This is a genomic window from Pseudomonas palleroniana (genome assembly GCF_003031675.1).
Lineage (GTDB): Bacteria > Pseudomonadota > Gammaproteobacteria > Pseudomonadales > Pseudomonadaceae > Aquipseudomonas > Aquipseudomonas palleroniana.
The window spans coordinates 1-14,522 of the sequence record NZ_PYWX01000052.1 but is presented as its reverse complement, the minus strand read 5'-3'; the positions used below and the strand labels follow the sequence as shown (position 1 = coordinate 14,522).

The window sequence follows — 14,522 nt, the reverse complement described above, 5'->3', positions numbered from 1 at the left end:
AAGGCCAAAAATGTAGGAGTGTGGGAGTGTGGGAGGGGGCTTGCTCCCGATAGCGGTGGGTCATTCAGTAAATCAGTGACTGGCCCACCGCTATCGGGAGCAAGCCCCCTCCCACAATTGCTCTCTTTTTTTTTCAGAGGCTATGGCTTCCAGGCCCCCGGGTTCACCAGGTTCGTCGGCTTTTGCCCGGCCAGCGCCTGCAACAGATTATCCACCGCACACTTGGCCATCGCCTCGCGCGTCTCTTGGGTTGCCGAGCCGATATGCGGCGTGGCGACCACGTTGTTCAACCGCAGCAACGGCGACTCGTGATTGAGCGGCTCACGCTCGAACACATCCAGCCCCGCCGCCCGGATGGTGCGCTGCTGCAAGGCTTCGACCAACGCCGCTTCGTCCACCACCTTGCCCCGCGAGATGTTGATGAAGATCGTCTCCGGCCCCATCCGCCTGAATGCCTCGGCGCCAATCAGCTTCTCGGTTTCGGCGGTCAGCGGCAAGGTCAGGCAGACAAAGTCAGCCTCTTGCAGCAACTCGTTCAGGCTGCGGTACCGCGCGCCGAAACGCTGTTCCACCTGCGGCTTGGGCGAGTGGCTGTGGTAGATCACCGGCATGCCGAAGCCGAAATGCCCGCGCTGCGCCAGGGCTTCACCAATGCGCCCCATGCCGATGATGCCCAGGGTTTTGCCGTGCACGTCGGTACCGAAGTGCGCCGGGCCGATGTTCTTGTTCCATTGGCCGGCGCGCACCATGTCGGCCAGCTCGACCACCCGGCGTGCGGTGGCCAGGATCAACGCAAAACCGGTGTCGGCGGTGGTTTCGGTGAGCACGTCCGGGGTGTTGCTGAGCAGGATGCCGCGCCGGGTCAGGTAGTCGATGTCGTAGTTGTCGACCCCCACCGAGACGCTGGCCACCGCTTCCAGGTGGGGCGCCAGGTCCAGCAGTCTGGCATCCAGGCGCAGGCTGGCGCCGAGCAGGCCATGGGCGCTGGGCAACGCGTCGCGCAGTTTGGCCAGGCCCGTGTCGTCCAGCGCGTCGATCAGCGTGACATCGGCCTGTTCATGCAGGCGAGCCATCAGCGGCGCGGAGAGTTTTTTGTACAGCACAACAGACTTTTTCATGAGGTTTTGACCTTCAACTCCAGGGTTGGCGCCCGTACGCGATCGCTGGCGCCGGGCTTGAGGAAAATCGTCAGCACCACCGACAGCAGCAACGCGCCGCTCATCAGCAGGTACGAGGCGCCGGGCGAGCCGGTGCTGCTATTGAGGTAACCCACCAGGTACGAACCACCGAATGAACCCAGCGCGCCCATGCTGTTGATCAGCGCCATGGCGCCACCGGCGACGTTGGCCGGCAGGATTTCCGGGACGATGGCGAAGAACGGACCGTAGGGCGCGTACATGCAGGCACCGGCGATCACCAGCAAGGTGTAGGACCACCAGAAATGTTCGGCGCCAAGCGTGTAGGAGCCGTAGAACGCGATGGAGGCAATCAGCAACGGTGGCCACACAAAGCGTTTACGCTTTTGCAGTTTGTCCGAGCCCCACGACACCACCAGCATGCCGATCACCGCCGCGAGATAAGGCAGGGCCGACAACCAGCCGGCCTCGACCATATCCATTTTCAAACCCGCCTTGAGGATCGACGGCAGCCACAACACAAAGCCGTACACGCCGATGCTCCAGCAGAAAAACTGCAGGGCCAGCACGATCACCTTGGGCGAGCGGAAGGCTTCGGCGTAGTTCTTCACCGCCTTGATGCCCACCTGCTCGGCGGCCAGGGCGGTTTCCAGATCCTGTTTCTCGCTGTCGCTGAGCCATTTGGCATCCTTGGGCCGCTCATCGGCCAGGCGCCACCAGATAAAGGCCCAGATCACCGCCGGCAAACCTTCGATGATGAACATCCAGCGCCAGCTGAAGTGCTGCACCAGGTAGCCCGAGACCACCGACATCCACAGCATGGTCACCGGGTTGCCGAGGATCAGGAACGTATTGGCGCGGGAGCGCTCGGCACGGGTGAACCAGTGGCACAGGTACACCAGCATCGCCGGCATCACGGCCGCTTCGACCACCCCGAGCATGAAGCGGATGGCGATCAGCATATAGGCGTTGGACACCACGCCCGTCAGCGTCGCCAGGCCGCCCCACAGGATCAGGCTGACAAAGATCAGCTTTTTAACGCTGCGCTTCTGGGCATACATCGCCCCCGGCACCTGGAAGAAAAAGTAGCCCAGGAAAAACAGCGCGCCGAGCAGCGACGACATTCCGGGGGTGATCATCAGGTCTTCGGCCATCCCGGAGGCGGCGGCGAAGCCATAGTTGGCGCGGTCCAGATAGGCCAGGCTGTAGGTGATAAAAACGATCGGCATGATGTACCACCAGCGGCGGGTGGCGAGTTTCACGGTATCCATGGTGTTGCTCCTGAGCTTGTTGTAGTTGTTGCAACAGGTTGTGGTGTGCGGGCTTGCCCCGCGCCGGGCGGCGGCGCCTTTGCTCAGCTCGCCTTCTGTGCCGGCGGCAGGTCTGCCCTGAACGGCAAGCCTTCCATATCGCCACGGCTCTGCACGGCACGGCTGCCGATCCAGTTACCGCGCTGCACGGCCTCGGGGAAACTGAGGTTTTCCAGCAGGGCACTGACCATGCCGACGGCGAAACCATCGCCGGCACCGACGGTATCCACCACGGTTTCCACCGGCACGGCGGCGATGAAGCCTTGGTCCATGCGGGTCCGGTAGTAAGCCCCGTCAGGCCCCAGCTTGATGGCCACGGCCTCGGCGCCCTGGTCCAGGTAGAAGGCGGCAATATCGGCCGGGTCATCAAAGCCGGTGAGCAGACGGCCTTCGCTCAAGCCCGGTAATACCCAGTCGGCCAGGGCGGCGAGGGCATTGATCTCGCGGATCATCTGCTGCTCGTCGGGCCATAGCGATGGGCGCAGGTTCGGGTCGAACGACACGCTGCGCCCGGCTTTGCGCATTTGCATCATCAACTCGCGGGACAGTGCTCGCGTGGCGTCGGACAAGGCCGCTGGAATGCCGGTGGCGTGCAGGTGGCGCGCTTGCAGCAATGCCGGTTGGATGGCCTCGATAGACAAGTGGCTGGCCGCCGAGCCTTTGCGAAAGTATTCGACCTGGGGATCGGCGCCGCCGTCTTCACGGGACTTGAGTTGAAACCCCGTGGGGTGCAGCGGGTCGACCGCTACGTGGCGGCAGTCCAGCCCTTCTTTTTTCAGGCTGTCGAGCACAAAACGGCCCAGGGAATCATTGCCCACCCGGCTCAGCCAGGCCACGTTGAACCCCAGGCGCGAAAGGCCGATGGCGACATTGCTGTCGGCCCCGGCAATGCGCTTGTGAAACTGCGCCACCTGCGCCAGGTCGCCGGTCTGTTCGGCGACGAACATCGCCATGGTTTCACCAAACGACAGGATATCGAGCTTAGACATGGGCATTCTCCAGACGGGGCTGGCCAAGGGTGGCGAGGGCGGCGACCTGCTGGGCGGTGACCTGGACCAGGTCATCGCCTTGCAACGGAAATTCCACGGCTCGCGTAATACCTTGGGTCATGTGCTTGAGCAGTTGTTCCCACAAATGCAGGTCGGTGGGGCCGGGCGGCAGGGCGACGAGCTTGCCGTCCTGGCGACGGGCCACGGCTTTGCAGTGCAGGTAGTCCACATGCCGGCCGAGCAGGCGGGCGGCGGTGAGGGCGGATTGGTCCTGCCACTGCCAGTTGCCGATGTCGAAGGTCATCTTGACCGGCAGGCCGAGGCGCTCCACTTCACTGAAAAAGCGTTGCATCGGCTCGATACGCCCACCGTGCAAGGTCTGGTCGTTTTCCACCAGGAGCCGGACCGGGTGACGGCAGAGCAGGGCGTGCAGGCTTTGCAGGTCGTTGGTGTCGGTGAAGTAACCCAGGGACACCTTCAACCAGCGCGAACCGAAAGCCAGGGCGCGATCCAGAGTCGCGGCCAGTTCAGCATTGGGCTGGGCGCGACCGGCGACCCAGAGTTCCAGGGGCGATGAGAACACTGATTCCAAATGCTGCTGCGCCGCTGCTTGCGCCAGTTCGCCCGGTTGCTCGTCGGTCAACAGTTCTTCACGCCATTCGATGCGTTGGGCACCGGCAGCGCTGAGCACCTGGACAAAACTCAATTGGCCCTGCTGGCGTACCAGGTCGGCGCCGTAGCTGGAAAGGCTGATGGAGACGGGGTATTTATGCATTGTTGTGTACCTCTGAAACCGGTTTCATTTTTTGTGCAAGGAAGGTGCAAAGAAAGGTGCAAGACATTTAAAGGCGCCGAGTAGAGCCGCGCACGATCAACTCGGGCAGGAAGTCCAGGGTACGGGTGGGGTCGCTGTCGCCGCGCAAGCGCTTGAGCAGACAGTCAAACGCACTGGCGCCGATCGCCTCGGTCGGCTGGGCGAGGGCGGTGATGCCGCTGCCCACCAGCGGATACCAGTCCAGGTCATCCAGGGCGAGCAGGCCGACGTCGTCGAACAGGTGGCAGCCCAACGTCTTGAGCGCGCGGGTGCAGGCCAGCGCGGCGATGCCGTTGGCGCAGAACAGCGCCTTGGCGCCGGGCTTGGCGAGAAAGGTGTGCAGGTTGTTTTCCAGCGCCGCATCGAGCTCCAGCACCCTGCCGGTCAACCCTGGGCGGCGGTCGATCTCGGCGATGAAACTGGCCTGGCGCTCCAGGCGCGAGCTGGTGCCGTCGGCCGCTTCACTGACCATCAACACATCGCGGTAGCCCTGCTGCTGCAGATGCTCCAGCGCCATGCGCACGGCGGCCGGGTTATCCAGGCCCACCAGGTCGCTGTGCAACGGTTCGACCTTGCGGTCGACCAGCACCAGGGGCATTTCCCGTTGCAGCTCCAGCAGTTGGTCGAGGTGATGGCCGAGGGTGTTCACGATCAGCCCTTCGATGTTGTACGAACGCAGCGCCGCCAGGTGCTGGCGCTCCTGCTCGTCATCGCGGTCGGTGTTGCACACCACCAGGCTGTAGCCGTGCCGGCGGCAGGCGGTTTCGACGCCATGCATCACCGCAATGGAGTAGGGGTTGCGGATATCCGCCACCAACATGCCGATCAGGCGTGTGCGGCCACGTTTCAGGCCGCGGGCCATCTGGTTGGGGCGGTAGCCGAGGGCTTCGATGGCTTGTTCGATGCGCAGGGCAATGGCATCGGAGAGCAGCGCGCGGTCATCGCCGATAAAGCGCGACACGCTGGCCTTGGACACCCCGGCGCGCTCGGCGACGTCGAGCATGGTCACGCGGCTGCGCTGGGCGGCGGAAAAGTGATTCACGGTCTTTGACCTGCTATTTTTATGGGTAGGGCTGAAACCGGTTTCAGGAAACCATCAAACCAGGAGAATCGTCAAGGATTTGCTTAGCCGAACAGCCCGGCGGCAATGTTGATCGAGAAACCGAGAATCGCCGTATTGAACAGAAACCCGATCAACGATTGCCCCAGCACCACCTTGCGCAGGCTGCGCGTGGCCACGCCCACATCGGACGTCTGCACCGCCACGCCGATGGTGAAGGAGAAATACAGGAAGTCCCAATAGTTCGGCGTGAGCAGCCCTTCGGCAAAGCGCAGTGCCGGCTCCTTGCCCTCCCAGGTGTAATAGAGGCGAGCGTAGTGCACGCTGAAAATCACCCCGATCAACAACCACGAGCCGATGACCGTCAACCCGGTGAAGCCGTAATGCAACAGACGCTCGGTGGGGGCCAGGTCTTTACTGCCGATCAGCTCGAACGTGATGGCGGCGAGGCTGGCGATGGCCGCGATGCAGACCATGAACAGCACAAGGCCGGCGTTTTCATCCTCGATTTCCGCGATGCGTTTTACATCCGGGGCCTTGGCGCGGATGGTCAGCCACAGCATCAGGACCAGATAGGTCCACACGCCGGCGTTCCAGCCGATGAGGATTTTGCCCAGGAGGGTGTCGGACGGTGCCAGGATGCCCACCGCAATGCCCATTACAGCGGCGGTGGAGAGGCGAGGGTGGGTGCGGGCTAGAAAGGGCATGGCGCTCACGAATCGGGGGAGAGATGAGCACCATAGGTTGCGCCGCTGCAAGCTTCAAGCGGTAAGCGACAAGTTAGAAACAAGCCTGTTTTGCTTTCCGCTTGAAGCTTAGAGCTAGCTGCTGCGCTTGCGCACCAACTTCATGACCACCACAAAGAACACCGGCACAAACACCACCGCCAATGTCGCTGTGATCATTCCGCCGATCACCCCCGTACCAATCGCCTGCTGGCTCGCCGAACTGGCACCGGTGGCAATCGCCAGCGGCACCACGCCGAGAATGAACGCCAGCGACGTCATGATGATCGGCCGCAGGCGCAACCGCGCAGCCTTCAAGGTGGCGTCGATCAGATCGTCGCCCTGCTGGTACAGGTCCTTGGCGAACTCGATGATCAAGATCGCGTTCTTCGCCGACAGGCCGATGATGGTGATCAGGCCCACCTTGAAGAACACATCGTTGGGCATGCCGCGCAAGGCCACGGCCACGACCGCGCCAAGCACACCCAGCGGCACCACCAGCAATACCGAGGTCGGGATCGACCAGCTTTCGTACAGCGCCGCCAGGCACAGGAACACGATCAGCAGCGACAGGCCAAGCAGCAGCGGCGCCTGGGAGCCGGACAAGCGCTCCTGCAACGACAGCCCCGTCCATTCCTGGCCCAGGCCCGCCGGCAGTTGGCTGACCAGGCGCTGGATCTCTTGCATGGCCTCGCCGGTACTGTGACCCGGCGCCGGTTCACCACTGATGGCGATGGCCGGGTAACCGTTGTAGCGCGTCAACTGCGTCGGCCCCTGAGTCCATTTGGCTTCGACAAAGGCCGACAGGGGCACCATCTTCCCGGCGTTGTTGCGTACGTTGATCTTCATCAAGTCCGCCACCTGGCTGCGCTGGTCGCCTTCGGCCTGCACCACCACCCGCTGCATGCGGCCCTGGTTGGGGAAGTCGTTGATATAGGCCGAGCCGACGGCCGAGGACAACACATTACCCACATCGGCGAACGCAACGCCCAAGGCGTTGGCTCGCTTGCGGTCCACCTGCAACTGCACTTGAGGCGCTTCGGCCAGGGCGCTTTCGCGTACGTTGGCCAGGATCGGGCTTTTTTCCGCCGCCGCCAGCAGCTCGGTGCGGGCCGCCATCAAGCCGGCATGGCCGACGCCACCGCGGTCCTGCAAACGGAACTCGAAACCGCTGGAGGTGCCCAGGCCATCGACCGGCGGGGGCAGGATCGCGTAGGCAACGGCGTCCTTGAGTTCGGTGAAGGCCATGTTGGCGCGCTCGGCAATCGATGCGGCAGCGTCATCGCTGCCACGTTCCGACCAATCCTTGAGCGTGGTAAACGCCAACGCCGCGTTCTGCCCGGAACCGGAGAAACTGAAACCCATGATCATGGTGGTATCACCCACCCCAGGTTCTTCGGCGTTGTGTGCTTCGATCTGCTCGGCCACCTGCACCGTGCGGTTCTTGCTCGCACCCGGCGGCAGTTGGATATCGGTGATGGTGTAGCCCTGGTCTTCCACCGGCAGGAACGAGGAGGGCAGGCGGCTGAACATCCACCCCAGGCCCACCAGCAATACCACGTAGATCAGCAAATAGCGGCCGCTGCGCTTGAGCGCGTAGGCCACCCAGCCTTCGTAGCGGTCGGTGAGGTTTTCAAAGCGCCGGTTGAACCAGCCGAAAAAACCGCCCTTGGTGTGGTGTTCCCCCTTGGCAATCGGCTTGAGCAGGGTCGCGCACAAGGCGGGCGTCAAGGTCAGGGCCAGAAACGCCGAGAACAGGATCGAGGTGGCCATCGACAGCGAGAATTGCTGGTAGATCACCCCCACCGAACCCGGCATGAACGCCATCGGCAGGAACACCGCGACCAGCACCAGAGTGATGCCGACAATCGCGCCGGTGATCTGGCCCATGGCCTTGCGCGTTGCCTCCTTGGGCGACAGGCCCTCGGTGGCCATGATGCGCTCGACGTTCTCGACCACCACAATCGCATCGTCCACCAGGATGCCGATGGCCAGTACCATGCCGAACATGGTCAGCACGTTGATCGAGAACCCCAGCAACAGCATGGTCGCAAAAGTACCCATCAAGGCAATCGGCACCACCAGGGTCGGGATCAAGGTGTAGCGCACGTTCTGCAGGAACAGGAACATCACCGCAAACACCAGCGCCATGGCTTCCAGCAGGGTGTAGACCACCTTGGTGATCGAGACCTTGACGAACGGCGAGGTGTCGTACGGGATCTTGTATTCCACGTTGGCCGGGAAGTAACGCGACAGCTCATCCATCTTCGCCCGCACCAGGGTCGCGGTGTTCAGGGCGTTGGCGCCGGGTGACAGCTGCACGCTGACCGCAGTGGACGGCTTGCCGTTCAGGCGTGTGGAAAACTGGTATTCCTGGCTGCCGATTTCCACCCGCGCCACATCTCCGATGCGCACGGTGGAGCCGTCCGGGTTGGCTTTAAGCACGATGTCGGCGAATTCCGCCGGCGTCGACAGCTGGCCCTTGACCAGAATCGCTGCGGTGATTTCCTGGGTCCTGGTCCCCGGCAAATCGCCCAGGCTGCCCGCCGAAACCTGCGCGTTCTGCGCGCTGATCGCGGCGTTGACGTCGGCCGGCGTGAGGTTGAAGCCGATCAGCTTCTGCGGGTCGATCCAGATCCGCATGGCGCGCTCGGCACCATACAGTTGGGCCTTGCCCACACCGTCCAGGCGCTTGAGTTCGTTCATTACGTTGCGCGCCAGGTAATCGCTGAGTGCCACGTCGTCGAGCTTGCCGTCGTTGGACGTCAGGGTCACCAGCAGCAGGAAGCCTGCAGAGACTTTTTCCACCTGCAAGCCTTGCTGGGTCACCGCCTGCGGCAGGCGCGACTCTACCGCCTTGAGACGGTTCTGCACGTCTACCTGGGCCATTTCCGGGTTGGTGCCCGGCTGGAAGGTCGCGGTGATCGTCGCCGAGCCGAGGCTGCTCTGGGATTCGAAGTACAGCAGGTGGTCGGCGCCGTTGAGCTCCTGCTCGATCAGGCTGACCACGCTTTCGTCCAGGGTCTGGGCCGAGGCGCCCGGGTACACCGCGTAGATTTCCACCTTCGGCGGTGCGACGTTGGGGTACTGCGCCACCGGCAACTGCGGGATGGCGATTGCGCCGGCCAGCAGGATGAACAGGGCGACCACCCAGGCGAAGATCGGGCGGTCAATAAAGAACTGCGGCATGGCGGGTTATTCCTTTACGAGACGGCCCGAGGCAGGGCTGTCATCCACTTCGACTTTTTCACCGGGGCGCGCATGTTGCAGCCCTTCGACGACGATGCGATCGCCGGGCTTGAGGCCACTGCTGACGACCCAGCGGTCCTCGATCACGGCGCCCAACTCCACGGGTTGCTGGCTGACGGTCTGTTCGGCATCCAACAGCAGCACCATCGGTATGCCGGCGCTGTCACGGGTAATGGCGCGTTGCGGCACGCTGATGCCTTGCTTGTCGACGGCCTGTTCCAGGCGCACCCGTACAAAGCTGCCGGGCAGCAGGTCGAGGTTCGGGTTGGGGAACTCACTGCGCAGGGTGATCTGCCCGGTGCCCGGATCGACGCTGATGTCGGTAAACAGCAATTTGCCCGGCAGCGGGTACGGGCTGCCGTCATCCTGGATCAGCGTGGCCTTGGCCTGGTCCTGGCCGACCTGCTTCAGACTGCCGGCGCGGAAGGCGCGGCGCAGGTCATTCAGCTCACGGGTGGACTGCGTCAGGTCGGCGTGGATCGGGTCCAGTTGCTGGATGATCGCCAGGGGCGTGGCTTCGTTCTGGCCGACCAGTGCGCCTTCGGTCACCAAGGCGCGGCCAATACGTCCGGAAATCGGCGCGGTCACGGTGGCATAGCCCAGGTTCAGCCGGGCGCGTTCGACGGCCGCCTTGTTAGCGGCGACTTCGGCATTGGTCTGGCGCAGGTTGGCGCGGGCATTGTCGTAGTCCTGGGCGCTGATGGCGTTGCCGTCGACCAACTGGCTGTAGCGCTGTTCCTGCAAGCGAGCCTGGAAGGCATTGGCCTCGGCTTTGCTCAGGTTGGCCTGGGCACTGTCCAGGTCGGCCTTGAACGGTGCCGGATCGATGCGAAACAGCACGTCGCCCTGTTTGACGTCATGACCCTCCTTGAACACCCGTTGCATTACCACGCCGGCCACTCGCGCACGCACCTCGGCAATTCGCGGGGCGGCGATGCGCCCGCTCAACTCGCTGGTAATGGAGAGGGGCTTGGCCTGCAGGGTTTCAATGCGGACTTTGGCCAGGGGCATTTCCGGCGCTTCGTCCGCCGAGTTGCCGCAAGCGCTGAGGGCCAGCGTCAGGGCCAGCAGGCAAAACGGCGCAAACAGATTCTTCGACATGCTCTTATCCCAATAATGACGGCTGCATCCTAAGGTCACCTGCGCCGTGGTGCTGTGAAGCTGTGTAGCGTGTCTGTGAAGAAATGTAAGGTGCGGCGCGCTCGGCGCCGCGGGCGTATATCCTTGCACAACCTTGCCGGCACGGGAGATCCGATGTGGAAGGGGGCTTGCTCCCGATGGCGGTGTATCAGCTGAAATAGGCGGCGCTGAACCACTGCTATCGGGAGCAAGCCCCCTCCCACATGGGATTTTTGTTCGACCAATACTGTATTTTCTGGAAACACCTTTATGCCCAACATCCTTCTGGTGGAAGACGACGTCGCACTCTCGGAACTGATTGCCAGCTACCTGGAACGCAACGGCTACCACGTCAGCGTGCTCAGCCGTGGCGACCATGTACGTGAACGTGCACGTCTCAACCCGCCGGACCTGGTGATTCTCGACCTGATGCTGCCCGGTCTCGACGGCCTGCAAGTGTGCCGTCTGCTGCGCGCCGACTCGGCGGGCCTGCCGATCCTGATGCTGACCGCCCGCGACGACAGCCACGACCAGGTCCTGGGCCTGGAAATGGGCGCCGACGACTACGTCACCAAACCCTGCGAGCCGCGTGTACTGCTTGCCCGTGTGCGCACCTTGCTGCGCCGCAGCAGCCTGTCCGAACCGCAGATGGCCAATGACCAGATCATCATGGGCAACCTGTGTATCGACCTGTCCGAACGCACGGTGACCTGGCGCGAGCAGCCGGTGGAGCTGTCCAGCGGTGAATACAACCTGCTGGTGGTACTGGCCCGGCATGCCGGCGAAGTGCTCAGCCGCGACCAGATCCTGCAACGCCTGCGCGGTATCGAATTCAATGGCACCGACCGCTCGGTGGACGTGGCCATCTCCAAACTGCGTCGCAAGTTCGACGACCATGCCGGTGAGGCGCGCAAGATCAAGACGGTGTGGGGCAAGGGTTACCTGTTCAGCCGTTCCGAGTGGGAATGCTGATTCATGTTCCGTGTGCTGATTCGTCTCTACCTGATCACCATCGTCACCTACAGCGCGGCGATCTTCCTGATTCCCAAGCTGGTCATCCAGTTGTTCGAACATCGCTACATGGACTACAACGTCGAACAGACCCGTGGCCAGCAAGCACTTATCGTCAAGCAATACCTGCGAGCGCCGGTGGAGCGCTGGTCGCAGGTCACCGAGCAGCTCGGCCGCGACTTTGCCCCGCTCAAGGTGCAATTGCTGTTGCGCCAGGACGCCAGCTACACGCCCGAGGAGGAGAAGCTGTTCGAGCAAGGCAAGCCGGTGATTCGCCTGGGGGAGTGGGGGTGGGTCGAGGACATCAGTTCACCGATCAACCAGCAGTTCGTGGTCAAGCTGACCGTTCCGCCCGACCCGATGGACATGAACCTGCTGTACTGGTCGATGAATGTGTTGATCGGCGCTGCGCTGCTGGCCTGCCTGCTGGTCTGGCTGCGCCCGCACTGGCGTGACCTGGAGCGCCTGAAAACCACGGCTGCGCACCTGGGCAGGGGGAACCTCAGTGAGCGAACGCACATTCCGCCCAGCTCCAACATCGGCAGCCTGGCGTCGGTGTTCGATACCATGGCCGATGACATCGAACACTTGCTCAACCAGCAACGCGACCTGCTCAATGCGGTCTCCCACGAGCTGCGCACGCCGCTGACGCGCCTGGATTTCGGCTTGGCGCTGGCCTTGTCCGAAGACTTGCCCCAGGCCAGCCGCGAACGCTTGCAAAGCCTGGTGGCGCATATTCGCGAACTGGATGAACTGGTGCTGGAATTGCTCTCCTACAGCCGCCTGCAAAACCCGGCGCACTTGCCGGAGCAGGTGGACGTGATGCTCGACGAGTTTATCGACAGCGTACTGGGCAGTGTCGATGACGAGATGGAAAACCCCGAGATCGTCATCGATGTAGCGCTCGACTGTGCTGTCGAGCGTTTCGCCCTTGACCCACGCCTCACCGCCCGCGCGTTGCAGAACCTGCTGCGCAACGCCACGCGTTATTGTGAAAAGCGCATTCAGGTGGGGGTGAAGGTGTGCCCCAAGGGCTGTGAGATCTGCGTGGACGATGACGGTATCGGCATCCCGCTGGACCAGCGCGAGCGCATTTTCGAACCGTTCTATCGCCTGGACCGCAGCCGCGATCGCGCCACCGGCGGCTTCGGCCTGGGGTTGGCCATCAGCCGGCGCGCCGTTGAAGCCCAGGGCGGAACATTGACCGCGTTGGCCTCACCCTTGGGCGGCGCACGGTTCAGGTTGTGGTTGCCGGCGGCAGGCGCATAATCAGGCTCCCCGATTCGACTGAGGAGCGTTCGACAATGACCGATGTTCACGCGTCTGCCCAGCAGGGCTTCTCGACCCAGGCTGCCACCTACGCCCAGGGCAGGCCCGACTACCCACGGCAACTCATCGGCTGGCTCGGCGAGGCGCTGGGGGTTGAGCCGCAGTCGACGGTGATCGACCTGGGCGCCGGTACCGGCAAGTTCACCCGCTTGCTCAGCACCTTGACGCCTGCGCTGATCGCCGTCGAGCCGATTGCGGCGATGGCGGCGCAGTTGGCCAGGTCGCTACCCGATGTGCGCCTGGTGGAAGGCACCGCCGAATCGATCCCGCTGGGGGACGCCACCGCCGACGCAGTGGTCTGCGCCCAAGCGTTTCATTGGTTCGCCACGCAAGCGGCACTCGCGCAGATCCACCGTGTACTTAAACCCGGAGGGCGCCTGGGGTTGGTGTGGAATGTGCGTGATGAGTCGGTGGACTGGGTCGCCGCCATCACTGCAATCATCACGCCTTATGAAGGTGACACGCCGCGCTTTCATACCGGGCGTTGGCGCGAAGCGTTCGCCGGCAAGTATTTTTCCGCGCCTGAAGTCACCTGTTTTCCCTACCAGCATGTGGGCAGCCCGCAGGAAGTGATCATGGATCGTTTCCTGTCGGTGAGCTTTATCGCCGCGCTGCCCGATGCCGAAAAGGCCAAGGTCAGGGCGCAGTTGCAGGCGCTGATCGACACTCACCCCGCATTGCAAGGGCGCGATAGCGTGGCGTTCCCGTACCAGACTCAAGCGTACGTGTGCCACCGACTAAGCTAAAAGGCATAAAGTCAGATCATATTGGTATAAGTCGTTATAAGAAAAATCGCTATCCTGCCGCCAGAAATTTATAAGGCCATGGGTAGCTGTAATGGATGTGGGTAATCTGGGGTTTGTCGTCGCTGGCCTGATCGTCGGTTTTATCGTGGGCATGACCGGTGTCGGCGGTGGTTCGTTGATGACGCCGATCCTGCTGTGGTTCGGCATCAACCCGGCGACGGCCGTGGGCACTGACCTGTTGTACGCCGCCATTACCAAATCCGGTGGGGTGTTGGTCCACAGCAAGAACCGCAATATCGACTGGAGCATCACTGGCTGGCTGACCCTGGGCAGCGTACCGGCGGTGTTGCTGACCCTGTGGTTCCTTGCCAGCCTGCACACCGATCCCAGTGCGATGAACGCGGTGATCAAACAGGCTCTCGGCGTGGTGTTGCTGCTGACGGCCCTGGCGATTCTGTTCAAGAAAAGCCTGTTGGCCTTCGCTCAACGTCATGCCGGCGATGATTACCACATGAGCCCGCGCAACCTGAACGGGCTCACGGTGGTGACCGGCGCCATCCTCGGCACCATGGTTGCCCTGACCTCCATCGGCGCCGGCGCCCTGGGCACCGTTGCGCTGTTTATCCTCTATCCCTTCCTGGCCACGCGCCGCCTGGTGGGCACCGAGATCGCCCACGCCGTGCCGCTGACCCTGGTGGCGGGCCTGGGCCACGCCAGCATGGGCAACATGGACTGGCACCTGCTGGGTTTCCTGCTGATGGGCTCGCTGCCCGGCATTTACCTGGGCAGCCACATGACCGGCAAAGTCCCGGACGGCGTGCTGCGCCCGTGCCTGGCGATCATGTTGATGAGCATCGGCTACAAGCTGGCTTTTTAAGATAAGCACCGGTCAATGTGGGAGGGGGCTTGCCCTAATGCCTGTCAGTTAAGCGATAAAGCGGACGATGAATAAATTGTGGGAGGGGGCTTGCTCCCGATAGCGGTGTGTCAGGTTCAGAAACCGTGACTGACACACCGCCATCGGGAGCAAGCCC

The 14,522-nt window shown here is 62.8% G+C and carries 12 protein-coding genes; 4 read left to right on the top strand and 8 right to left on the bottom strand.

The window, feature by feature from the left end:
- Positions 1-140: 140 nt before the first annotated feature.
- The 8 genes from C9383_RS17565 to C9383_RS17530 all read right to left on the bottom strand — a co-directional run bounded on the left by C9383_RS17565 (position 141) and on the right by C9383_RS17530 (position 10,384).
- Complete coding sequence (locus C9383_RS17565; RefSeq protein WP_090371430.1) at positions 141-1,118, bottom strand: NAD(P)-dependent oxidoreductase; 978 nt, start codon at positions 1,116-1,118, stop codon at positions 141-143.
- On the bottom strand, positions 1,115-2,407 hold the full coding sequence (locus tag C9383_RS17560; protein WP_090371428.1) for an MFS transporter: 1,293 nt from the start codon (positions 2,405-2,407) through the stop codon (positions 1,115-1,117). Before C9383_RS17560 ends, C9383_RS17565 begins: the two co-directional genes overlap by 4 nt.
- An 83-nt stretch (positions 2,408-2,490) precedes the next feature.
- Entirely contained in the window at positions 2,491-3,435 is a 945-nt protein-coding gene (locus tag C9383_RS17555) for a sugar kinase (protein WP_090371426.1), read from the bottom strand.
- Positions 3,428-4,210, bottom strand: a complete 783-nt coding sequence (locus C9383_RS17550) for a sugar phosphate isomerase/epimerase family protein (protein ID WP_090371424.1) — start codon at positions 4,208-4,210, stop codon at positions 3,428-3,430. The genes C9383_RS17555 and C9383_RS17550 overlap by 8 nt, the downstream gene beginning before the upstream one ends.
- A 67-nt stretch (positions 4,211-4,277) precedes the next feature.
- Positions 4,278-5,291: a LacI family DNA-binding transcriptional regulator gene (locus C9383_RS17545; RefSeq protein WP_090371422.1), complete on the bottom strand. Its 1,014-nt coding sequence runs from the start codon at positions 5,289-5,291 to the stop codon at positions 4,278-4,280.
- 83 nt (positions 5,292-5,374) lie between these two features.
- On the bottom strand, positions 5,375-6,016 hold the full coding sequence (locus C9383_RS17540) for a DUF1345 domain-containing protein (protein ID WP_090371420.1): 642 nt from the start codon (positions 6,014-6,016) through the stop codon (positions 5,375-5,377).
- 114 nt (positions 6,017-6,130) lie between these two features.
- Positions 6,131-9,223 (bottom strand): efflux RND transporter permease subunit, encoded by a 3,093-nt coding sequence (locus C9383_RS17535; RefSeq protein ID WP_090371418.1) that lies wholly within the window; start codon positions 9,221-9,223, stop codon positions 6,131-6,133.
- A 6-nt stretch (positions 9,224-9,229) separates the two neighbouring features.
- Positions 9,230-10,384, bottom strand: a complete 1,155-nt coding sequence (locus C9383_RS17530; protein ID WP_090371416.1) for an efflux RND transporter periplasmic adaptor subunit — start codon at positions 10,382-10,384, stop codon at positions 9,230-9,232.
- A 288-nt stretch (positions 10,385-10,672) separates the two neighbouring features.
- Here C9383_RS17530 and C9383_RS17525 point away from each other — a divergent pair, with 288 nt between their 5' ends.
- The 4 genes from C9383_RS17525 (at position 10,673) to C9383_RS17510 (ending at position 14,365) form a co-directional block, all read left to right on the top strand.
- Positions 10,673-11,374 (top strand): response regulator, encoded by a 702-nt coding sequence (locus C9383_RS17525; protein WP_060757070.1) that lies wholly within the window; start codon positions 10,673-10,675, stop codon positions 11,372-11,374.
- Positions 11,375-11,377: 3 nt separating this feature from the next.
- A complete protein-coding gene (locus C9383_RS17520; RefSeq protein ID WP_090371414.1) occupies positions 11,378-12,682 on the top strand; it encodes an ATP-binding protein in 1,305 nt (434 codons plus the stop codon).
- Between the two features lie 35 nt (positions 12,683-12,717).
- The gene (locus tag C9383_RS17515) at positions 12,718-13,488 is read left to right on the top strand and encodes a class I SAM-dependent methyltransferase (protein ID WP_090371412.1); all 771 of its coding nucleotides are present in this window, start codon (positions 12,718-12,720) and stop codon (positions 13,486-13,488) included.
- 91 nt (positions 13,489-13,579) lie between these two features.
- Positions 13,580-14,365 carry a sulfite exporter TauE/SafE family protein gene (locus C9383_RS17510; protein WP_060757067.1) on the top strand — a complete coding sequence of 262 codons (786 nt, stop codon included), beginning with the start codon at positions 13,580-13,582 and terminating at the stop codon, positions 14,363-14,365.
- Positions 14,366-14,522: the final 157 nt, after the last annotated feature.